The organism is Propionibacterium sp. oral taxon 192 str. F0372, assembly GCF_000413315.1.
In the GTDB taxonomy this organism is placed as follows: domain Bacteria; phylum Actinomycetota; class Actinomycetes; order Propionibacteriales; family Propionibacteriaceae; genus Brooklawnia.
Genome location: NZ_KE340297.1, coordinates 1,550,479 through 1,572,690, shown reverse-complemented (window position 1 = coordinate 1,572,690; position 22,212 = coordinate 1,550,479). Strand labels below are relative to the sequence as shown.

Annotated in this window: 19 protein-coding genes and 1 pseudogene; 8 read left to right on the top strand and 12 right to left on the bottom strand. The window is 60.6% G+C overall.

Annotated elements, in window-relative coordinates; genetic code table 11:
- Positions 1–9: 9 nt before the first annotated feature.
- The 8 genes from HMPREF1531_RS07375 to HMPREF1531_RS07340 all read right to left on the bottom strand — a co-directional run bounded on the left by HMPREF1531_RS07375 (position 10) and on the right by HMPREF1531_RS07340 (position 8,253).
- On the bottom strand, positions 10–702 hold the full coding sequence (locus HMPREF1531_RS07375; RefSeq protein WP_016669309.1) for a cytochrome c biogenesis CcdA family protein: 693 nt from the start codon (positions 700–702) through the stop codon (positions 10–12).
- A gap of 2 nt (positions 703–704) precedes the next feature.
- A complete protein-coding gene (locus HMPREF1531_RS07370; protein WP_016669308.1) occupies positions 705–1,598 on the bottom strand; it encodes a tetratricopeptide repeat protein in 894 nt (297 codons plus the stop codon).
- A 37-nt stretch (positions 1,599–1,635) separates the two neighbouring features.
- Positions 1,636–3,099, bottom strand: coding sequence for an ammonia-forming cytochrome c nitrite reductase subunit c552 (locus HMPREF1531_RS07365; RefSeq protein WP_016669307.1), 1,464 nt, complete (start codon positions 3,097–3,099; stop codon positions 1,636–1,638).
- A 6-nt stretch (positions 3,100–3,105) separates the two neighbouring features.
- Complete coding sequence (gene nrfH, locus HMPREF1531_RS07360; protein WP_016669306.1) at positions 3,106–3,600, bottom strand: cytochrome c nitrite reductase small subunit; 495 nt, start codon at positions 3,598–3,600, stop codon at positions 3,106–3,108.
- Between the two features lie 263 nt (positions 3,601–3,863).
- Positions 3,864–4,217: a DUF488 domain-containing protein gene (locus HMPREF1531_RS07355; RefSeq protein ID WP_016669305.1), complete on the bottom strand. Its 354-nt coding sequence runs from the start codon at positions 4,215–4,217 to the stop codon at positions 3,864–3,866.
- The gene (locus HMPREF1531_RS07350) at positions 4,214–6,850 is read right to left on the bottom strand and encodes a multicopper oxidase domain-containing protein (RefSeq protein WP_016669304.1); all 2,637 of its coding nucleotides are present in this window, start codon (positions 6,848–6,850) and stop codon (positions 4,214–4,216) included. The genes HMPREF1531_RS07355 and HMPREF1531_RS07350 overlap by 4 nt, the downstream gene beginning before the upstream one ends.
- Positions 6,828–7,952, bottom strand: a complete 1,125-nt coding sequence (locus HMPREF1531_RS07345; protein ID WP_198011010.1) for a hypothetical protein — start codon at positions 7,950–7,952, stop codon at positions 6,828–6,830. The genes HMPREF1531_RS07350 and HMPREF1531_RS07345 overlap by 23 nt, the downstream gene beginning before the upstream one ends.
- A gap of 7 nt (positions 7,953–7,959) precedes the next feature.
- A complete protein-coding gene (locus tag HMPREF1531_RS07340) occupies positions 7,960–8,253 on the bottom strand; it encodes a DUF2249 domain-containing protein (RefSeq protein ID WP_016669301.1) in 294 nt (97 codons plus the stop codon).
- A 57-nt stretch (positions 8,254–8,310) separates the two neighbouring features.
- Here HMPREF1531_RS07340 and HMPREF1531_RS07335 point away from each other — a divergent pair, with 57 nt between their 5' ends.
- Positions 8,311–9,003, top strand: coding sequence for a helix-turn-helix transcriptional regulator (locus HMPREF1531_RS07335; protein WP_198011009.1), 693 nt, complete (start codon positions 8,311–8,313; stop codon positions 9,001–9,003).
- 145 nt (positions 9,004–9,148) lie between these two features.
- Here HMPREF1531_RS07335 and HMPREF1531_RS07330 read toward each other — a convergent pair whose 3' ends face one another.
- Genes HMPREF1531_RS07330 through HMPREF1531_RS07315 form a run of 4 tightly spaced genes read right to left on the bottom strand, consistent with a single transcriptional unit; the run spans position 9,149 to position 13,059 of the window.
- Positions 9,149–10,141 carry a sensor histidine kinase gene (locus HMPREF1531_RS07330; protein ID WP_016669299.1) on the bottom strand — a complete coding sequence of 331 codons (993 nt, stop codon included), beginning with the start codon at positions 10,139–10,141 and terminating at the stop codon, positions 9,149–9,151.
- A gap of 1 nt (position 10,142) precedes the next feature.
- Positions 10,143–10,838: a response regulator transcription factor gene (locus HMPREF1531_RS07325; protein ID WP_232210234.1), complete on the bottom strand. Its 696-nt coding sequence runs from the start codon at positions 10,836–10,838 to the stop codon at positions 10,143–10,145.
- A 24-nt stretch (positions 10,839–10,862) separates the two neighbouring features.
- Positions 10,863–12,521, bottom strand: coding sequence for a cytochrome c biogenesis protein DipZ (locus tag HMPREF1531_RS07320; protein ID WP_016669297.1), 1,659 nt, complete (start codon positions 12,519–12,521; stop codon positions 10,863–10,865).
- Positions 12,522–12,546: 25 nt separating this feature from the next.
- Positions 12,547–13,059 (bottom strand): thioredoxin family protein, encoded by a 513-nt coding sequence (locus HMPREF1531_RS07315; protein WP_016669296.1) that lies wholly within the window; start codon positions 13,057–13,059, stop codon positions 12,547–12,549.
- 559 nt (positions 13,060–13,618) lie between these two features.
- On the opposite strand from HMPREF1531_RS07315, the gene HMPREF1531_RS07310 reads away from it, so the two are divergent.
- The 7 genes and pseudogenes from HMPREF1531_RS07310 to HMPREF1531_RS14420 form a co-directional block, all read left to right on the top strand.
- Complete coding sequence (locus HMPREF1531_RS07310; protein ID WP_016669295.1) at positions 13,619–14,923, top strand: extracellular solute-binding protein; 1,305 nt, start codon at positions 13,619–13,621, stop codon at positions 14,921–14,923.
- The gene (locus HMPREF1531_RS07305) at positions 14,920–15,852 is read left to right on the top strand and encodes a carbohydrate ABC transporter permease (RefSeq protein WP_016669294.1); all 933 of its coding nucleotides are present in this window, start codon (positions 14,920–14,922) and stop codon (positions 15,850–15,852) included. The genes HMPREF1531_RS07310 and HMPREF1531_RS07305 overlap by 4 nt, the downstream gene beginning before the upstream one ends.
- 6 nt (positions 15,853–15,858) lie before the next feature.
- On the top strand, positions 15,859–16,701 hold the full coding sequence (locus HMPREF1531_RS07300) for a carbohydrate ABC transporter permease (protein ID WP_016669293.1): 843 nt from the start codon (positions 15,859–15,861) through the stop codon (positions 16,699–16,701).
- A 22-nt stretch (positions 16,702–16,723) separates the two neighbouring features.
- Positions 16,724–17,965, top strand: coding sequence for an ABC transporter ATP-binding protein (locus HMPREF1531_RS07295; protein ID WP_016669292.1), 1,242 nt, complete (start codon positions 16,724–16,726; stop codon positions 17,963–17,965).
- 729 nt (positions 17,966–18,694) lie between these two features.
- Entirely contained in the window at positions 18,695–20,029 is a 1,335-nt protein-coding gene (locus HMPREF1531_RS07290; protein WP_016669291.1) for a S8 family serine peptidase, read from the top strand.
- A gap of 316 nt (positions 20,030–20,345) precedes the next feature.
- A complete protein-coding gene (locus HMPREF1531_RS07285) occupies positions 20,346–22,019 on the top strand; it encodes a DUF262 domain-containing protein (RefSeq protein WP_016669290.1) in 1,674 nt (557 codons plus the stop codon).
- Positions 22,019–22,204: pseudogene (locus HMPREF1531_RS14420) on the top strand (hypothetical protein); the annotation flags it as partial. The gene HMPREF1531_RS07285 and the pseudogene HMPREF1531_RS14420, both read left to right, overlap by 1 nt.
- Between the last annotated feature and the right edge of the window lie 8 nt (positions 22,205–22,212).

Below are 22,212 nucleotides of genomic sequence, written 5' to 3'. Positions count from 1 at the left end.
CGTATCTCCTCAGATTCCGAATTGCGGAATGAATCTGGCAAGTTTGGCGAACAGGTTGGTGATCATCAGGAAACCGAGTATCAGCAGGAACCCTCCGCTCGTCAGCGAAACGCCGACGTGATGACGACGGAACCAATCGAATTTCGAAGTGACCTGCGCCGATCCCAAGGCGACCGCCACAATGGGCATCCCCAGTCCCAAGCAGTAGGCGATCATCAGCGAGATTCCCGACCAGGTCGTGGCGCTCATCGTCGCCATGGCGAGAATCCCGCCCAGGATCGGTCCGATGCACGGTGTCCACCCAGCTCCGAAGACCACGCCCATGACCGCAGACCGCACCGCCGATGCTGGTTTCCCGGTGGTCACGGTGGCGCGGGCGACGTTGTTCAGCACCCCGATGTTGAGTACTCCAGCCAGGTGCAGGCCCATAAACACCAGGACGATGCCACCCAGGATGCGCGCCCAACCGGCCCAGGGGCCCAAGGAACGCCCGATAAGTCCAGCAGAGGCCCACAGGGCAATGAACACCACAGAGAAACCGGCGACAAAGCTCAGAGCATTTCGTGCGGCCGCGGGCTTTGATACCCGCTCGGAACCGGCACCAATCAGCTGGCCGACGAAGGCAGGGACGATAGGCAGAAAACACGGCGATGCGAAGGAGACGATTCCCGCCAGGAAGGCCGCTGGAACGGTAATTTCCATGACTACCTTGGCGAGGACGAGGAGTTCATCCGTGACTGGTGGCTGCGAACCGCGGCCGCCATCTCGGAATCGGGGGCGACCTCCAACACCTTGTTCCAGCACTCGTTAGCCTGGTCGACGTTGGGTGGAGTCTGCGCCATATACAGGAAACCGAGGTTATACCAGGGCTCGGCGACATCGGGGGCCAGTTCAGCGGCGCGCCGCCAGTGGGTCTCTGCCTCGGTGTACATATTCGACTGGTACTCGGCGACACCGATGGCTAGCAGGGCATCGAGATTGCTGGGGCTGATGTCCAGGATCTGCTGGAACCAGCTGATCGCATCCTGGTAGAGGGTGGCTTTCAGGTACATCTGCCCCAGTTGCTGGCGGGAGGCGATGTCATTCGGGTCAGCCTCGGCCTTAGCCTTGAGGTCTGCCTCAAGCTGGCTGTCTACTGGCTCGGCCTCGTCCATCTGGGCGACGTCCGAGGGATTGATGCTGGAGTTCACCGACGGATGGTTGGCGGGCATCTGGGTCTGGGAGTTATTCGCGTTACGACCGGCCTGCTGAATGATGATCACGACGGCGGCGCACAACAGCACAACCAGCACCAGATTTACTTTTGCGGCCCCCACGCGTTTGTGCGTCACAGACGTTTTTCTCGAGGCATCCGGCATGGCAGATGCAGGCCTCTCGTATTCGGGGAGGAGGTCCTCAATGTCGGCTGCCTCATCCCCGTCGATAGCTGCAGCCAACTCAGCAGCCAAGCCGTCTGCATCGGGCTCCTCGACGGCATCATGACCGGTAATAGGGGGCTGGGCCAGCTGTTCGCTTGCCCAGCCCCTCAACTCTTCGGGGGCGGTGGCGAGAAAGGCTTCGAGGGCTTTCCGGTTCTCGTCATCCCACGTCGGCTTCATTGCCTCCTCACCAACTCCCATGTAGTCACCGTCGATATCAGCGCCCTCCGGTCGGCATGTGCTGCTCGGCCATGGCGGGCTGTACACCATTCTGGACGTCAACCCCACGCAGAACCAACTGTCCCGACCGGGCCCAGTCAGTGGCTTGGTTCAAGATCGAGATCGAGTAAGCCGGTGCGTGGAAGCCACGACCGTTCTCCGAGAAGGAGTAATCGATCACGAACTGAGCCTTGCGCTGGTAGTCGCGGGCCGCGGTCAGTTGCTCGGGGGTTGCCGTCTTATCGGCTTCTGCCTTGGTGATGTCGTTGATCAGAGCATCAAGGGCGGTGAAGCTGACGTTCAGGGTATCCTGCCAGCGCCCTTGAATACCGGCAACGCGCTCCTTCATCTCGGTGGCCGTTGAGTGATGGCAGGTGAGGCAGGAAGAGTTAATCGCTTCCTCAGAAGCCATCGGGCTCATGATCTGGTGGTTAGAAGTCTTTGCGGCTCCCTCACGGTTGTAGGCCATATGGCAGTCCGCACAAGTGACTCCATTCTGTGCGTGGATGCTTTGGGACCAGGTCTCGAAATCTGGGTGTTGCGCCTTGAGTACCGGGGCCTTGGACTCGGCGTGCTCGAAATCAGTCCAGCCGACCTCGTCGTAATAGGCCATCGCGTCATAAACGGTCAGACCGTTCTTCCACGGGAAAGTCAGGGTCTTACCCTCACCCGCAAAGTAGTACTCGACGTGACACTGGGCACATACGTAGCTACGCATCTCCTGGTTGGTAGCGTCGCGGTTGACATCGAAGTCCTGGATGCCCTCAGCTGCTTTCGCCCGTTTGATGCCTTCCATGAAAGCGGGACGAGTGATCGTCAACTCCATAGTCTTGGGATCGTGGCAGTCTATGCAGGCAATCGACGACGAAGCGTGCTGGACGGCCTCTCGGTAGGAGAGCTTGTTCATGGCATCGAAACCCGCCTTGCGGTCACCGTTACCGAGCTTGTCGTAGACCTCCGGCATGGATGCGTGACAGTTCAGGCAGGTGCCAGGCTGTTTGAACTGTTCATCGGTGCGCTTGGTGTACATCTGGTCAAGCAATGCCCATTCGTGACCGCGCGGCTCGGTGTAGTCGACGGCAAAGGCATAGCCACGCCACATGTGTTGGGCGCGGGTCTCCATGTCGATGCGCGAGAGGGTGTGGTATTCGCGAGGATCCTCGGTTGTAGGCTCCACCTTGATGAAGTCACCATCGGTGTCCTTGATCGTCGCCTTGTAGCCCTCGTACTGGATCGGGAAGTTCTGGCCCCAGACCGCAGGGTCGTAGGTGGTGTCGTTGAGCTCTGTTACTTGGGTGAACGGAGCCTTCGACTCCTGCTTGTGGTCGAAGATCGTCGTCAGCAGCCAGGTCAGGGCGACCGAGGCCACGGCGACTGCAACCAGCACAACCACGGGAACCCACTTCTTGCGTGGGCCCGTCCACGTCGTCGGCTGTTCAGCGGAAACGTTGTCGTCACTCATCTCACATCACCTCTTGTGCCCGACGCCGTCGTGGCAATGGATGCACGACATCGTCTCGCCCTTGTGAACTGAACTATTAGCGGCCTGGTCAACGAAGTTGCCATGGCAGTAAAGGCAAGCTGCCTCGGTGATCGCGCGGTTATGATCGCGGATCTGGATGTTCTCCGGATAGTTCTGGAAGGTGAACTTTAGCGAGTGCCAAAACCCGTTGTCCGCCTTGTTGATGTATTTGTACACGAGGTTGTCGTGCGGGGCATGGCAAGCGTTGCAGGTGGCCACGTCGTGGTGACTTCCCCTCTGCCAGGCCTCGTATTCCTCGTTCATGGCGTGACAGCTCGCGCAGACGGCCGGATCGTCGTCCAAGTAGCTGATGACCCCCGAGTAGAACATCGTGTAGATGCCCACTCCCAGGAGCACGCCAAGCAGGGCAGCTAGTGCAATCCCCATCCATCCAGTGAAGGCATTGGCGAAGTCGCGCCACAAGTGCCTGATGAAACGCATCACGCCGCCTTCCTCATCGATGAACCCTAAGTGCCCGCTGCCCTAAGCACCACACCGGGCCCAGACCCCACCGGACGACCTCATACTAGAGGACTACTGCCACGGTGGCACAAATCCCACGATATTTCTCAGAAAATTCTCAGGACACCTAACCGAAAAGCCATTTCTTCCGATTGGCTGACAATCACATGGAAGAAATGATTGATGGCGTTATCAGCCCTGGGTAGTACGCACACACCACCCGCTCAGGAGCCCGCTGCTGCTCAGGCAAGTTCGCGCAGAACCGCGAGCAGCACTAAGCCATGGTTGTGCTGTTGATCCCTGGCTGCGATGAGCAGGGTCACCGTCTGGTAACCGGCCATCCGGGCGGAAAATTCGGTCGCGGCGCCGGACGTGGCGAGTTCCTCACGATACCTGTGGGAGAACTCCGCAAAGCGCTGCGGATCATGGCCGAACCACTTGCGCAGTTGCGTAGATGGGGCAACATCCTTGCACCACTCGTCGAGGCGGGCCGCCTGCTTGCTGATCCCGCGCGGCCACAACCGGTCGACCAGTACTCGGCGCCCGTCGTCTACGCCCGGTGTCTCCTGAATGCGTTTGAGCTTGAACTCGGTCACTGCGTCACCTCAATGATTCCCAGCGCACCCCGCTCGGCATCGCCGAAGATGTGCGACACCATCGTGTAGTGCCCTGGCTGCGTGAAGACGGTCTCGACGAAACCGCCTTGGGCAGCCTGGAGCCCCAGTGCCTGGGCTCCCCCGCCAGTGTTACCGAAAGCGTCACGCCCCCGGACCAACTGGTAGCCACCCTCGAAGTAGACGGTGTCCCACTGGGCCCCCACCACGTGAAAACTGGAGGGAAGATTCGGTCCGGCGTCCAGTACCCAGAACCTAACCCGCTCCCCAACGCGAACCTTGATCGGGAACTGCTTGTACTGGAAGGCGATGCCATTGAAGACAATGTAATCCTCCTGCTTGGTCATCGCCTTGTCCGAGTCGACCTCAGCTGCCCTGTCAGGTGCCGAACCGCTACCAGGAGCCATGAAAATTTCTGACTGAACCATGACGTACTCATGGTCGACACCCGGAAGGCCAGGCGGGTCGATGACCACCGCGCCGTGCATCCCGGCAGCGATGTGCGAGGAGACCGGGGCGGTTCCGCAGTGATACATCCAGATTCCTGCGCGGTTCGCGGTGAAGGTGTATGTCAGCTGTTCTCCGGGCCCGATGGTCCGCATCACCTGGTCCGGGGCGATCTCGGAGGCATGGAAGTCGATGGAATGTCCCATCGTGCCAGAGTTGATCAGGGTGATCTCGAAGACATCACCCACCCTACCGTGCAGCGTCGGACCCACCTGGTGGCCGTTGAACATCCACCGGTTCTGCCACACCCCAGGCGCGACCTCCATTGGAGCTTCGGTCATGTCGATGGTGACCCGATGGATGGTCTCCTCGGCAAGCGGTGGCAGCACCGGGTCGACGAACCCTCCCAGGGCAGTAGTGGAATCCACCTTGGGAGAACTGTGGTCGTGACCGTACCCACCACTCTGGCCCGGAACTGATCCGTTGACGACCACATCAAAGACCATCCCGGCTGCCCGATGCCCAGTGACCGTGCAATACCCTTGGGTGGATTGGTTCACCACACCCAAGTCGAGCACCGCAGTCTCCCCCGTCGCCAAGCGCGGGGTGGTACGTCCCAGCACCGACAAATCATGCACCATCGACGGAGTCTCATTGACCAGTTCGATAATCAACCGGTCACCTGCGTTGATGGTGACCGAGGAAGGTTCGTAGCTCATTGCGACGGCCTTCACCTGCACCCGGACGGTTTGCCCGGTCGAGTACTGGCTTCCTCCACGCGCAGGATCGGTATTCCGGGAGAGCCCAGCTGCCTCCGGATCAAGGCCGACCCCGGCACTGATACCCAGGGCCAGCACGGTGAGTGCTGCAACCAGCTGGGGAGCAGACCACGTCGGATGTTCAGGGACTTCGACAGTCCCTCCGGCGGCGAGCACCCGTTTCGCATCCACTCCAGCGAGAATTCCCTTATACATGAGGTATAGGAAGATGACCATGCACCCTCCTGCGACACCGGCAGCGAAGATCCGCACGCTTGGGACGGTACTGAGCAGCGTCAGCACGACGGCAGAATTGGCCATCACCAGCCGTGCGGTAGTCCACCGGTTGAACCAGGACAGAGAGGCCCGCACTACCGAGGGCCCACCACCGACGACCGTGGGAATCAAATAGGACAGCGCACCGACGAGCAGTTGAGCGGCGAATCCCCCGACAAACAGCATCGCGACGAGCCCATAGCCTGCACTCACATGGGCCCAATCGCCGGCCCTGACCACCAAGACACCGACCCAGGCCAACCCGACTACGGCCCACACCAGGGCACAGGCCACCGAGGCCGAGGCGAATTCGCGGGGTGGCTTGGCGCGGAATGGGATGACGATCACCCGGCCCCAGATGAGCAACCCAGCCAGATAGACCGCCAGACCAGCGGCAGCGACCGTCATGTGGCCGCTCAGGGCTCCGGCATCGATAATGACCAGCGCCGTCGCAAAGACCGGCAAGGCGATGCGCGCTGCACGGTCAGCGTGCGGATCCATCTTGGTGCGAAGCAACGTCGGCCAGAAAGTGATCAGAGTTCCGACAACGGTCATCCCCACCCAGCCGAGCAGATTCGTCATGGTGTGGGCCATAAGCAGTCGCCCGTGCATGGGTTCTGTACTGGTGTCGGCCAACAGCGTGCCGAAAGTGGCCCCTGCCACCAAGCAAAGTGCGGCCAGCAGGTAGTGGTGCATGGTGACCCGGAACCGGCTGGGCAATGCCCTGCGCATCATCACGATGATGGTCGCCGCATGCCAGGTCACGGCGAAACCCACCAGCGCCGCGCCCGCGATGACGACCGGCCGGGCCCCCTGCGGGTACCCCACCAGCACCAAGGCTGCGCCGAGAATCATCGTGGCGATCTTCGCGGACTGGGCACGCCGACCGCTGGCGGTGGCAGGCACCTTGAGCAGGGCCTCACTGAAATATTGAGACCACACCATGATGGCGTGGGTGAGCGCCCCGAGCATGACCAGGTGGACCATCAGCCAGGTCGCCTCGGCGATGTACCGCTGCCCGGCAAGCACCCCGAGTCCGGCCACCAGCCAGAAGATCGACGGGTAGTCGCGCAGGGGCCAATGCCCCCGCCTAGGTTTCGCCACAGGAGTTTCAGGAGCGCTTGTCAGCTGCACGATGGGTCACCACCAAGATCACAGAGACGATGAGGAAGACGAGCATGGCGACGACATTGACTACCGAGCCGGTACGCCAGACCAGGGTGATACCGCTCAAATCACCAACCACGCGCAGCACCATGCCCAAGTGCAGCAGTAACAACGGGAGCCATGAGATCGGCTTGTAGGGCAGAGGCCGACCGAGGACCGCAGGGAAGATGATCGGGGCATGGGCCATGATCATGGACACCCCGAAGCCGAGGAAGGTTCCGTGGATGGTGATGTCATAGGCCCACTGGACGGTCGGGAGTCCGACGACGGCCCAGCTCAGGCCAGCCGCACCGAGCCATAGGTAGCCGGCCAGTAGGGCGGTCGCGTTGTAGCGTCGCAGCCCTTGAGCACGGATGAATTTGCCGACGACGTCATCGCGGACCAGCCAGACGACGAAACCGAGAACGGCGACCCCGAACGCTCTGGCCCCCACCGCCGGGGTGAGCAGGGTGAGCAGCGCGGCAACGACAAGGATTGTGGACAGCCCCAACAGCCGGGGGGAAGCCTTCGGGCCCATGGTGAGCTGGGCGAGTTCGGCCCGTTCGGCAGCGATAGTGAGCACGATGAATGCGGCCAACAGGATGATGAGGCTCTCCACCGTGATCGACACCCACAGAATCGCAGCGCACAGGGCCATCACCCCGGACAGCACTTGCACGACGACCCCGGTCACCGGGGCGCGTCGCCATAACGCGATATAGACGGCAGTGAAGACCACATACCCCTGGACGAGCAGCATCTTGCCGAACACCTGCGGAATGCCTGCGACCAGTGACAACGATGCAGCCGCGATGAGCGCCGGGGCGATATAGGCCCACGACTTGCCGAGGGACTGAGCCCGTTCTAAGGCAATGACCGTCCCCATGAAGCCCAAAGTCATCACCATGCCATGCAGCCCGGGCAGGTGCGAGGCTCCAACAGGTGCCCAAACACCCAGCAGCAGCAATGCCGCATCCAATCCGGACAGGAGGCAGAGCCCTCCGAGCATCAGGAGCGCGATGCGTCCCTTCGCGGGTCTAGGAGCCGGTGAGAATGCGACACGCCTTGTGCTCGTGCTGCTGCTGAGCACGACCACCTCAGGCTGCGATCTTTGTGAACTTGATCTTCACGGCTTCGGGGGCACGATCGAGATAGTCGAACTGGATCTGGTCACCGAATAGCTCCTGCAGCTGGGCGAGTAGGGGCAACGGGTCGTGCGGGGCGACCAGCACCATGGCTGCACCCGGGGCAATCTGTTGGAAGGCACCAATGATGGCACCATGGCGAATGGCATGGGGGATGACGCGGGCGTCAAGGGTGGGAAGACCCTCGTCATGGTGTCCGCAGCCGCAGGAATGAGATGCCTCGGTGATGGGAAGTTCGTTGCTCACAGGGTCTCCTAAAGATTTATCAACTCACGGTATGGAAGAATTTAATATGCTATGTGCGTGAACAGCAACACGATCCCACTCGGTCCCTACCCCTCTGCCGCGACCGCGGTAGAGCTCACTCCCGCCAGGATGCGCGTGTTGCGGGCGGTCAACAGCTTCAATCGCCCGGCGACCGTAGTACAGATCGCCGCAACCGTGGGCGGGCACCCGAACACTTCTCGGGTTCACCTGGAGGAGCTAGCGTCCGAGGGTTATATCGATTGCGAACCCGAACCGCCCCGGGGCCGAGGTCGTCCCGCACTGCGTTATTCGATCAGCCCACTGGGACGCACGAAACTCACCGCCCCATCGGACATCGACCACCGAGCCCTAGCCCAAGCACTGGCCCAGCAGTGCGTGCTGACCCGTGATCCGCAAATGGCGCGACAACTAGGTTCCTTGTGGGCCCGCGCGCTGATTTCCACACTGCCCGATGATCAGGATGACCTGCTCCAGCATCTCGTCGATTTGTTGGCCTCGATGGGTTTTTCTCCCGAGGTGTCGGAGGACAGGACCTCGGTCCTGCTGCACACCTGTCCCCTGGTGGAGGAGGCCAGACAAGACCCAGACATGGTGTGTGCGATGCACAGATCCCTGATCGCGGGAGCCATGGAGGAATGGAACCACCAAGCCGACACGCAGTTATTACCCTTCGCTGCCCCTGGGCACTGCACGATGAGTCTGGAGTTGCAATCCTCGCAACAGGACTGAATCCGTCGATCGGATCGTGTGGCACTTCGCACGATAGGCACCCCGGGGAGCATGCTCAGGGGATTTAGTTGGAGCGGACCTTACCGCTGACGAGCGAGAACCGTCACGACCGGGATGGCCAAGACACGCCTGCGTGGGACACATATCAGGCTGCGGGCAGTTGCAAGACCATGGTGCACCCGTCCACGGTATTGTTCACCTGCACCCGTCCGGAATGGGCTTCGACTACTGCTTTCACAATGGCCAGGCCCAGGCCCGAACCGGCAGATGCGTTCGGTGTGCGGGCGGTATCCCGACGCCACCCGGCCTCGAACATGTGGGCTAACGTGTCAGGTTCTAGTCTCCCGCACCCATCGGTCACCGAGACCACGACCCATCCCGCGGCGGAATCCAGGGCGAGATTTACCCGAGTTCCCGGTGTCGAGTAGTTGATCGCATTGACCACAACGTTCTGCACGGCCCGGGTCAGCAGGCTAGTGTCCCCGTTGACATCGGAGGTGGTGGTATTGAGCTCCCCCACCAGTTCCATCCCACGCGAATGTGCCAGGGGCCGGAGCTGACCCAGCAGGTCGGAGACCAGATCGGCCATAACAACCGTCTCGGTTGTCCTGGAGGTGAGCTTGGACTTCAACGATGCGAGGGCCATCAGATCGTTCACCATGGTGGTAGTCCGATCCGCATCGACGACAATTGCTCGGTGATAGGCCTGCGGATCGGAAGCAACGCCGTCGATGAGCGCCTCAGCCATGGCCCGGATCCCCGCCAGCGGAGTACGCAGGTCATGGGAGAGCCAGGTGATGAGTTCCAACCGGCCTTCCTCTATCTCCCTGCGTCGACGCTCCCCATCCAAGCGGGTCCGAACATCGGTCATGATCCGGTTCGACCGGACAGACACGAAAACCCCCATAAGCAAGGCAACAGGCAGCACGGCGCCGAGGATGAGCAGCACCACTCTGGCGTCGCCGATGAGCATTTTGCTCGTCCCAACCAACAACCCAGCCCCCACCGCCAGCACGACGGTGACCGGGCCAAGAATGGTCGCCCACCTCACTGAACTGCGAGCGACGCGCAGGGTGCCAGCGGCACCCACCAGCCCAACAACGAGGGCAGCGGCCACGGCTGCGAGCAGCGCTGTCATGTCACTCCTCTGCCGGTTCCCAGCGGTAGCCACGGCCCCACACGGTGACCAAGCGTTTCGGGTTTGCAGGGTCGGCCTCGATCTTGCTGCGCACCCGCCGGACATGGACGGTGACGGTGGATGGATCGCCGTATTCCCAACCCCATACGTGTCCCATGAGTTCTTCCCGGGACATCACCTCATCAGGGTGAGTGACGAAGTGGGCGAGCAGATCATATTCGCGCAGGGTGAGGTCCAACTGCGCTTCGTCACGGAATGCCTTGCGGGCCGTGAGGTCGAGGCGTATATCTCCGTCGACCACGATCTGCCGCTCCGACTCGTGGGTTTCACTGGCCCCTGAACGACGTAGAATCGACTGCACCCGCAGCACGAGTTCACGTGCCGAAAACGGCTTGGTGAGGTAGTCGTCGGCGCCAGTCTCCAAGCCCAGCACTCGATCAGCTTCGGAAGCCTTGGCGGTGAGCATGATGACCGGGGTGCGGATACCACAACGGCACAGGCGGCGGTGGACCTCAAGTCCATCAATGCCGGGGAGCATCAGATCGAGAACGATGAGATCAAACCGCTGGGTGCTAGCGGTGGCAAAGGCGTCGACGCCATCGTTGCGGGTGACGACCTCCATGCCTGCGGCGCGCAGGTAGTCGCCCACGACACCACGCACGGTGTCATCGTCGTCCACCACTAGGATTCGAGGCACTCGCTCACCATAGCTGTCCGGCATTCAACCTCCGAAGGTGAAGGCGTTGGCGGTGACCCCGGGACTGAAGTGCAGGGTGACGAGGGTTCCCTCGGCTGCCTTCGGCAACGACACCAACCGATATAAGCGATGCTGGTGGATGATCGCCGTCCCGTCAGCAACATCCTGGCCGGGATGCTGGATCCGGCCGTTGACCTCCACCTTCACAGTGGCGCCCTCAGTCCCGCCCATCACCAAGTACATCTCACGTCCGTCGAAGCGGTAGGTGAGGGTGGCGTCGCCGGAGACCGCGGTGATCGATTCCCCGTCTACCTTCCAAGTACCCGACAGGTTCCATTTGCTCGAGTCGGGATCCGAGGCCGGTGAGTAGCTCATCGTGCCCTCACCCAGCCGTGGGCTTCCCTGAAAGCCAGAGACACGGCGGGTTCCCAGATAAGTCTCCGGAGATTGCCCGGCCCCCGCCTGATCATCCGAGGCCGCACCGACGGTGGAGCCTCGGGCCTCAAGCAGCTCACGGATGGCGTTCTCCATCTCGTCATAGCCACCCTCTCCGAAGTGCACCTGGCGCACGATACCGTTCTGATCGATCAGATACTTGGCTGGCCAGTACTGATTTTTGAAGGCACGCCAGGTGGTGAAGTTGTTGTCGAGTGCGACCGGGTAGGCGATCTTGGCTTCATGTACCGCGGTCTCGACATTGGAGGGCACCTTCTCGAATGCGAACTCCGGTGCATGCACACCGACGATCTCCAGGCCCTGGTCACGGTAAGTGTCGTACCAGGCATTGAGGTAAGGCTGGGTGCGCACGCAGTTGATGCAGGAATAGGTCCAGAAATCAACGAGAACCACCTTGCCGCGGAGTCCGTCCAAGGTGAGCGGATCGGAATTGATCCAGCTGGTGATCCCGGCGAGTTCCGGGGCTTGCTGACCGACTCCCGAGCCGGTGGGCAGAGCATCAGCGCTGTCCTTGGGAAGCACCTTGTGCTCCACTGCGGACAACGAGGGCAGGTGTCCAGCCACCCAGGTCTGCGCCTTCTTGTCCACCCCGGTGGCCACCAGCAAACCGACGAGGATGAACAGAATTGCGATGGTGCGCTGGAACCAGCCGCGCGGATCGGCCGCCCACTTGATTCTGTCCAGCAGCCGTCGGCCCAGTAGGGATATGGCGAGCAGGGCCACCGCAACGCCAATGCAATAGATGACCAGGTAGAGCAGTCCTGCGGTACGGCTGGCGGGTAATACGGAGGCAATGAGCCAGGCATAGGTGGGACTGCAGGAACTGAACACCGGGCCGAGGGCAGCCCCGGTGAACACGGCCGATGCGATGCCGTTTGATGCATGCTGTGCCTTGTCAAGCAGGGCATGGGAACCTTGATCGAGATGCAGGCGGGTGGCGATGGTCGTCCAGACTCCGGGAAACAACATGACGAGCCCCAGGCCGATCACCAAGCCGCCCGAGATAGTTGTCCACACCATCGGATCGACATCAATGAGCACGGTTGAGGCCTTGAGCAACAAGGTGAACACCATCAACGACGCCACCAGCGATCCAGCGATCACATAGGGGCGACGACGGTTCCCAGATAGGCTACCGCCGACGATGACCGGCAGGAATGGCAGCACGCAAGGGGCGAGGACGGTAAGAAGACCTGCGAGCAGGGATAGAACAGCGGTGAACAACATGGGTCAGCCCTCGGTCGGTTGCAACTCAGGCCTTGATGCCCGATGCAATGTCATCGACGGTGGTGGCACTCCAGGTATTCAGTGCGTTGCCGTCACCATCGACCTGGACGAAGGTGTGCTGCATGGTAACCCCGTAACGCTGACGCAGATCGGTGTGTGAGTCATAGTCGACGCTGACGATGGTGGTACCGGATGGAATCGAGGATGGATCGGAGGTCAGTTCCTCGGTGATGGCCTTGCAGTCGGGGCACCAGGATGCGTTGAAGAACAGCACCACCGGTCCATGCGAGTGCATCATCTTGTCGGAGGCATACTGGTCGTAGGTGATGAAGGTACCACTGTTCATAGCATCGGACATGCTGTGGTCCGGGCTCATGGCGCTACCCGACATCTTGGAATCGGGAGTCATCGTCCCAGAGGAAGCCTGGGTCATGGTGGGACTCATTGAGTTCCCAACCATCGAGTTGCCACTGGAACACGCGGAGAAGGTGGCCGCCGCAACGAGGGAGAGGGCAACGAAAGAAATAATCTTGTTCATGACATCAAGCCTCGTCGCAGGCAGATGACAGCCAACACCGGGAAGTTCTTACGAGAGTGTGACGACCCTGCGCCACCGCCGCAACGTCACGCCGGGCTGACAGTCGGCGACAGCCCACGCTGAGCCAATCACTCGATTGCCACAGCCGACCAGGCAGCGCACTCCCCTCCAGTGCCAGATCGATGAGCCATCGAACCCCATGATCATTTTTCGGCAAGCAGACATTCACCGACGGGAAAGCGCTCACCGCGTTCGGTGCGACACTGTATTCAGAATCACAAATCAACAACAATTCGGTATTCGGCATGATCAAGTAATGATCAGCGTGGATATCTAAACTCTCCACCAAGCTAACCATCTCTGCTTGTCAAGAGCACCACCTTCACCGCCAACGGACGTTCTCGTCGCATCACGTCCCCGGGCTAGTCACTTCATGCCATCACGCAGCGTCCATGAGGAGGACGCTGGTGACAGATCCACCAGAACTGTGGTTGCATTTGGTGTGGTAATGCAGTTCCAAAAGGGACGCGCACCCCAGCGCGTGAACTCGAGGAGAACGATGAAGTTCAAATTCGCACGGCGCTCACTGGTGGGCGGAGCCGCTCTGGCGCTCCTGGCACCCATCTTGGTGGGTTGCGGCACCAATACGAGTGATACGACCCTGACTTGGTTCATCAACCCCGATGGTGGCGGTTCCTCGCCCACCGGTGGTGGCCAGGCGCAGTTGGCCGCGGAATGCTCGGCGGCTTCAGGCGGCAAGTACACCATCAAGATCGAACAGTTGCCCAACGAGGCATCGGACCAGCGTCAGCAGTTGATCCGCCGTCTGGCAGCCAATGACTCGGGGGTCGACATCATGAGTCTCGACCCCGTCGTGGTCCCCGAATTCGGGGAGGCTGGTTACTTAGTTCCGGTTCCCGAGAAGTACGCCAGCAATTTCACCGAGGACCGTGTTCAGGGCTCCTTGGACGCTTCGAAGTGGAAGGGCGATCTACTCGCGGCTCCCTTCTGGGCCAACACCCAGTTGCTGTGGTACCGCAAGTCGGTGGCTGAACAGGCCGGGCTCGACATGACCCAACCGGTCACCTTCGAGCAGGTCATGAAGGCAGCACAGAGCACCAACAAGACCATCGCGGTACAGGCCAAACGCTACGAGGGCTACACAGTCTTTGTGAATGCTTTGGTTGCGGGGGCCGGTGGGGCGATCGTGGAAAACGAAGGGGCTGCGGCCGAGGATACCCAGCTGGGTCTGGACACCGAGGCCGGCAAGCAGGCTGCCGAGACCATCCAGAAACTTGCCACCTCCGGGGCCGTGGGCCCGGCAATGTCGTCGATGAACGAGACGGCGGCACTGAACATGTTCTCCGACGACTCAACCTCCGGGTTTATGCTCAACTGGCCCTATGTTTACGCAGCGATGGGATCCACCGAGGTCCCCTTCCTTAACGACGTCGCTTGGACCACCTACCCCAGGGTTGATGCAGACAAGGAATCTGCGCCGCCGTTCGGTGGCATTGAACTGGGGGTGAACAAGGCCTCGACAAAGCAGGACAAGGCTTGGGATGCGATCGCCTGCATCACCACCGCCGAACACCAGAAGGCCTACATGCTTGGCACCGGCAACCCGGCATCACGTAAGGCAGTCTTCGATGATCCCGAGATCCAGGAAGCCTTCCCAATGGCCGACGCCATCCGTGACTCGCTGAATATGGCGGTCCAGCGTCCGCGCACCGCCTACTACGGCGACCTCTCGACGGCCATCCAGCGCACATGGTCGCCACCCGATCAGGTGAATCCGGAAACGACTCCGGCGGAGTCGACCGAGCTGATCATGAAGGTCCTTCGAGGGGAGGCACTGCTGTGAGCACCACGTCGACCGAGCCCACCCAGGCGCAACTGTCTGACCGGGCGCGCGATGAACGCCGCTTGGGATGGAAGCTCGCCGGACCGGCTTTCGTGATCATGGTCCTGGTGACCTTCTACCCAATTCTCCAAGCCGTGTGGACCTCATTGTTCAACTACCGGTTGACCAACCCGGGTGGGCGCGAATTCGTGTTCCTGCGCAACTACCAGATCATCCTCACCGATCCACTGTGGTGGCAGGCTTTCGGTGCCACCACGTTGATCACCGTGGTGACTGTGGTGGTCGAGTTGGTGCTCGGCTTCTTCATCGCCTTGGCGATGGAGAAAGTGATCCGGGGTCGCGGACCGCTGCGCACCATCGTGCTGATCCCCTACTCGATCATCACCGTGGTTTCGGCATTCTCCTGGTTCTACGCCTTCGCCACCGACACCGGTTTCATCGACCCGCTGCTCAATAAGCTGACCTTCGGGATGTTCCCGGCCGATTTCGACTGGTTCGGCGGCTTCTGGAGCGCGATGGTGCCGATCTGTGTGTCGGAGATCTGGAAGACAACCCCGTTCATGTCGCTGCTGTTGCTGGCCGGGCTGACCCAGATCGATGGGGCTATGGAGGAGGCCGCGATCGTCGACGGCGCCACCTGGGGCGAGCGGCTACGGCGGGTAATCCTGCCGAATATGAAGTCGCAGATCATGGTGGCTCTGTTGTTCCGCACCTTGGACGCGTTCCGCATCTTCGACAACATCTTCATCATGACCGGCGGTAGCAACGGCACCTCGTCGCTGTCGCTGGTGGCCTACAACCAGACGATCTCCAGAACCGAGGTCGGCCTCGGCTCTGCGGTGTCGGTGCTGTTGTTCTGCTGCGTGGTGATCATCGCGGTCGTCTTCGTCAAGGGATTCCGCGTCGACCTGGCCCGGGGAAGGAAGTGAGCTGACATGAATCGAGAAATCAGCCCCGCAAAGCAGTTCTGGCAGTTGGTCGCGACGATCGCCATCATCGTCTATACGGTGATTCCGCTGTTGTGGATCGTCAACATGTCCCTCAAGCCAACCGCCGATCGTGCTGATGGCAAGTTCTGGGCTCACCACCCAACCTTGGAAAACTACGAGTTGATCTTCGCAGGCGGAGCGAAGGACCTCTTCCTCCCGGCCCTGCTGAACTCGGTGCTCGTCACCATGATCGCGACGCTGATCGCGGTGATCCTGGCCACCTTCTGCGCCTATGCGATCGCCCGATTGGACTTCCCCGGAAAGCGCCTCATCCTGGGAACCGCGCTGACGGTGTCGTTCTTCCCGGTGATCTCGCTCGTCACCCCGCTGTTCGATTTGTGGCGTCGGATTCACCTGTTTGACACAATTCCCGGTTTAATCCTTCCCTACTTGGTGCTGACCCTTCCGTTGTCGATCTGGACCCTGTCGGCCTTCTTCCAGCAGATTCCGTGGGAGATGGAACAGGCGGCCCAGGTCGATGGGGCAACCAGCTGGGAGGCCTTCCGCAAGGTGATCGTCCCGCTGGCGGCACCAGGCGTATTCACCACGGCAATCATCGCCTTCTTCACTGCGTGGAACGATTTCGTGTTCGCGATCTCGCTGACCAGTGATAATGCGCGCACGGTGCCGGCGGCGCTGGCCTTCTTCACTGGCGCATCCCAGTTCGAATCACCGACAGGGGCGATCTGTGCGGCCGGTGTGGTCGTGACAATCCCCGTCGTGGTCCTCGTCCTCATCTTCCAACGCCGGATCGTCTCCGGCCTGACATCCGGCGCCGTCAAGGGCTGATTACAGCAAGGAGTTAAATGACATGGCACAGATCACCCTGAAGAACATCGTCAAGGAATACGGGGACGGGTTCAAGGCCGTCAACGACGTCAGCCTGGATATCGCCGATGGTGAGTTCATGATCTTCGTCGGGCCGTCGGGCTGCGGTAAGTCGACCACTTTGCGGATGGTCGTCGGGCTGGAGGACATCACCTCCGGAGACCTGGAGATCGACGGCAAGCGCGTCAACGAGTTGGCACCTAAGGATCGCAACCTGGCCATGGTGTTCCAGAACTACGCGCTCTACCCGCATCTGACGGTTCGTGAGAACATTGCCTTTCCGCTGCGGCTCAACCACTCGAATGTGCCTGCCGACGAGGTGGACCGCCGGGTGTCCGAAGCAGCATCGCTGCTGGAGCTCACCGAACATTTGGACCGCAAACCGGCGAATCTGTCCGGTGGCCAGCGCCAGCGGGTAGCCATGGGACGAGCCATCGTCCGGGAGGCCGATGCCTTCCTGTTCGACGAACCGTTGAGCAACTTGGATGCCAAGCTGCGTGGCCAGATGCGTACCGAGATCGCCCGGTTGCAGCGCAGGCTGGGCATCACGACGATCTACGTCACCCACGACCAAACTGAAGCCATGACCTTGGGCGACCGAGTCGCGGTGCTCAAGAAAGGTGTCTTGCAGCAGTGCGCCTCACCGCGCGAACTGTACGAGGAGCCGGTGAACCTGTTCGTCGCTGGGTTCATTGGGTCTCCCCCGATGAACTTCCTTCCCGCGAAGGTGAAGGGAGACCAGTTGGAGTTGCCGATGACCACCGTGCCGATTCCTGAGGCCGCGAAGGCAGCATTGGCGGGCAAGGAAGTGGTCATTGTTGGTCTGCGTCCCGAGCATGTCAAAGATGCCGACGTCACCGATCCTCCGGCCGGAACGATGGTCTTCGATGCGGTGGTGGACGTGACCGAGTGGCTGGGCAACGAGCAGTATGCCTACCTTCCCTTCGACCCCGATCCGACGGTGCAGCACACCTTGGAGGAATTGGACCGTGACCTGGACGGTGAGGGCATGCGTACCCAGTACGTTGTCAACCTTGATCCACGTTCCCAGGTTGTTGAGGGTGAGTCGGCCAGGTTGTTCTTCGACCCCGCCACCATGATGGTCTTCGACCCAGAGACCGGGAAGAATCTGACCCGAGACGAGCAGCATGCTGCCCAGTTGGCGTCCAGATCCGAAGAAGCCCGGCGCAAAGCCTTGCAGCGAGCCAAGAGCACCGGGAACTGAGCGGGCCGAAGGATTATTTTGTTCACGCGGTAGTTCCCGCCCGCACAAGCGGGCGGGAACTAGCCTTCCTGGATGCGCATAGGTGGAGTTGCCCACAAGTTTTTCCACTGTCATCGAACGGCAGGCTGCCTCATTCGAGCATGACCGGGAATCAGAGGTCCAGGTGCTGTGGGCCGGAAGGCTTGGGTCGGCATAGTCATCGATATGGGCTCGGGTGAACATCCATTCGAAACAAAAATGGTGAACATGGTAATCGCATGATCGTCAGTCTTGGACAAGAAAATTGTGATTCACCGTAGAAAGGGTCGCAGAACTTCTGATGAGTGTGCACCGTGATTCTCAGTTTCCTCCGTACTGAGAAAGCTCCTTAAGTTTGAGCCAAGGGGCACCTTTTCTGCTCCCGATACACCGGAGTGCACAGCAGTCACCAGTTGCTGAAAGTCTCATGACGATGACGTGCATGAGGGAAGTGATGACACAGACTGAGACCCGGTCAGATGCTAGGCCGGTCGGCGACTGCGACCACAGGGCCAGCGGGCCCCCGCAACACCCCGTTGACTGAACCGCCCCCATGGAAACTGTCGGACCTGGCTGATTGACTGGGCGCAGTCGCTGCGGCACCGGGTCGCAGCCAAGGAACCATCAACCGGCACAGTGCCTGTGATCGTACGACCCTGATTCGGCGGCGTGGGCACCGTTAGTGGTTCCATGAAACGCGAAGGAGAGCCCATGGAAGACCCCACCAGCCGCTTTGTCGTCGTGTTCGACACCGATGACATCAATATTCGCGACGACGTCGCCCCCACCATGCTGAAGACCCTCGGCTATACCCCAGAGCACTACTACCCCCGGCTGGGTGTTGCAATCGTCACCGGGGCAGCTGACTCTGACTTCAAGGTCTTGACCACCCACGCCAGTGAGAACGACCTGCCAGTACACGTATTGCCGGAAACCACCTACTACGCAATCACCGATTCCTTCACCGATACCGATGAGGCTACTTGGGGCCTACAAGCGGTGAAGGCTATCGATTCCCCGTACACCGGCAAGGGCATCAAGGTCGCCGTGCTGGACACCGGTTTCAACGCCGACCATCCGGATTTCCGGGGACGTAAGGTGACCTCCGCATCCTTTGTTCCCGGTGAGGGCCCCGAGGACGGTCACGGACACGGCACGCACTGTGTCGGCACGGCCATGGGGCCACGCGCTCGTGGCGAGAACAGCCGAGGCTATGGTGTGGCACCCGAGGCCGAGATCTACGTGGGCAAGGTGCTGGGAGCCGATGGTTCTGGTTCCGACTCCACTATCCTCGCGGGCATCGACTGGGCATTGGAGAACGGATGCCAGGTCATCTCGATGTCGCTGGGCGCCGACGTGCGCACCGTTCATCCGCCGTACGTCACCGCGGGGAAACGAGCCCTGGAACAGGGTGCGGTCATCATCGCCGCTGCAGGAAACAACGCCCACCGCAGCATCGGAGACCCAGGATTCGTCGGGGCGCCGGCGAACAGCCCCTACGTGATGGCTGTCGGGGCGGTCGATTCCGATATGAAGATCGCTGATTTTTCCGCCCAGGCTATTAACGCCGAGGGCGGAGAGGTAGACATTGCTGGGCCGGGAGTGGATGTTCACTCATCGTGGATCTCACCGGAGAACTACAAGACCATCAGCGGAACTTCCATGGCTACCCCGCACGTCTCCGGAATCGCGGCCCTCACCGCCGAGGCGACGGGAGCCCGGGGCCAAGAACTGTGGGACAAGATCGTGGCCGGAGCCACCTCGATCGGCTTGCCAAAACAAGACGCCGGTGCGGGCCTGGTCACGGCCCCAGCGGCCAAGCAGGCAAGCACTCAGAGCTGGGTGATTACCGTCGCCGACGACCGCACCGATGATCTTGCCAGCATCGCCGATGAACTCAGGGCCGCCGGAGTGACGGTGACCCGTACCCTGCCGAATCTCGGCATGATCCATGGCTGCACCTCCACCGAATGCACCCCAGACGAACTGGTCAAAGTGGCCGGTGTGACCTCGGCCAGCGTCGAGGTCTCACACCGGGCGCTGTGACGCAGCTAAGCCCCGCACTCGAGCGAAAAAGTCGTCCTGACGGTTACCCACTCGGTGACCGTCAGGACGAACATCGTCCCTGTATTTCTTCCTGGTACCCAGCAGTCCCTACTGACGAACCTCAATGTACTAGAAATTTGTGCATGGTCGTGGAAGCAGCCGACGTCACAGTATCCGACTGATGAGGCTGATCCGCTGCACGAACGGGTTGCACAATAGTGGTGATTCACCATGGGAATGCCTCTCACGGCTGCATCACGATCATTTGAGTGAGCAGTGGCTTTGATTTTTCTACCAGAATGCTCGAAGGGGAAGTATGAATGAGATGATGCCGACTGCTGAAACGCGCCCCAGCCTGCTCACCGAGCCAAGCGCACAGACGTATCCGTTGGCAAAATTAGTCGCAGCGGTTCGCGAGGGATCCGTGCGAATCCCGCACTTCCAACGCGGCCTGCGCTGGCACACCCCCGATGCGGTGGCACTGATCGACAGCGTACTGCGGGGTTTCCCCATCGGCAGCCTCCTGTTCTGGGTACGTCCTGCGCCCGCCGAGCGCATCCGGCTTGGCAATGTCACCATTGATGCACAAGAGATGACCGATGCCTCATATGTCGTCGACGGACAGCAACGACTCACCACATTCCTCAACGTGTTCGACCCCGTTCATGGTCTCAATGGTGATTTTGCGCTCGTCTACGATCTACGCTCCGAGCCTCTCCGAGTTCGCGCTAAGAAGAGTCGCGAATCGGATGACCACGTCATCCCCCTGCCGGTTTTGTTCGATCTACCACGTCTGCTGCGCTGGGCAAGCGAGCATCCCGCCTATGCCGATCGGATCTACGACATCAACGCCGCCACGCAGCGCCTCCGGGAGTTCGATGTCCCCGCCTACCTGGTCCGCTCGCAGAATGAACAGATGCTGCGCGAGATCTACGACCGTATGAATAACACCGGAAAGCGCCTGACCCGGGCGGAAGCGTTTCACGGCCTATTCTCCGTAGCCAATCAGGGCACCACTTTAGCATCAATTCAAGAACAAGTTGAGACCGAACTGTCCTGGGGAAGCATCGATGCCGAAACGATCCTTCAAGCCTTCCTCGCACGCAGAGGATCGGATGCCTACCGGGATCTCCACCAGGAATTCACCAAGGAGCGAATCAGCAGGTCTGACTTCCCCCACGAGACCAAAGAGCAGGCCTATGATGCGACCTTCGACTCCCTAGAAGCGACCATCAATTTTCTGAAAAAATCAGGGGTTCCGCATTTCACTTTTCTGGCCTACCGTTTCTTGCTGGTCGTTCTCAGCCGCTTTTTCGCGCTCTTCCCCAAACCATCACCCAGAAATCTGGAGCTACTGAGACGCTGGTACTGGCGCGCGGCGGTAATCGGCCCGGTTCTCACCGGCGGCACCACGAATGCGGTGCGAATCTTGGCCGCATACATTCGGGCAGGTGAAGAGGATGCTTCAGTACAGCGGCTTTTAGATTCTGTCAGCGACAAGCCATTGTCCTTTCCTCAGGCAAATAGTTTCAGAACCAACCGGGCTTCGGGACACGTCATGCTGTGTGCTCTGTGGGCCCAAAGGCCCCTGTCTCCCGACACGAAGGAAGCCTTCTCGGGAGACGATCTTTCCCAAGAGATCGGCAGGAACTCCACTCCTCGGCCTGCCTGCCCCGAGGTTTTTCCGCACGGGAAGCTGCCGGAGCAACTCAGCAACTCGCTAGCGAATCGGGCGCTGATGCCGGGCATCCCTTTGGAAGTGGTCCAGACTCCAGAGAACTGGGATCCGATTGTGCGAGAGTCTCACCTGTTCGGTGAACTCGGCGATCCGAGCGAGATGGTGTACGCACGGGAAGCCAAGCTGCAGAAGGCGATTGACGACTTCTTGACCCTGAAGACGGGCCAGGGCCTGGATGACTCCCCACCGTTGGATTCCCTGAACCTTGATGACTACTCGCAAGAGCCAGAACCGCCGCAGGAGGACCACTGATGACCGAGGCATTCCGTGTCAACCTCCAAGGCCAGACGGTGGCCCACCTGTTTGCCCGAGGGGACTACACGTGGCTGGAGTGGCAGGAGGACTACTGGGAGGATCCGGACCGACCGGTGCTGGGACTGCGGTTCGAGAATTACCCCGACAAGCAAGTATCATCTGCCCTGCGTCTACCGCCTTGGTTCTCGAA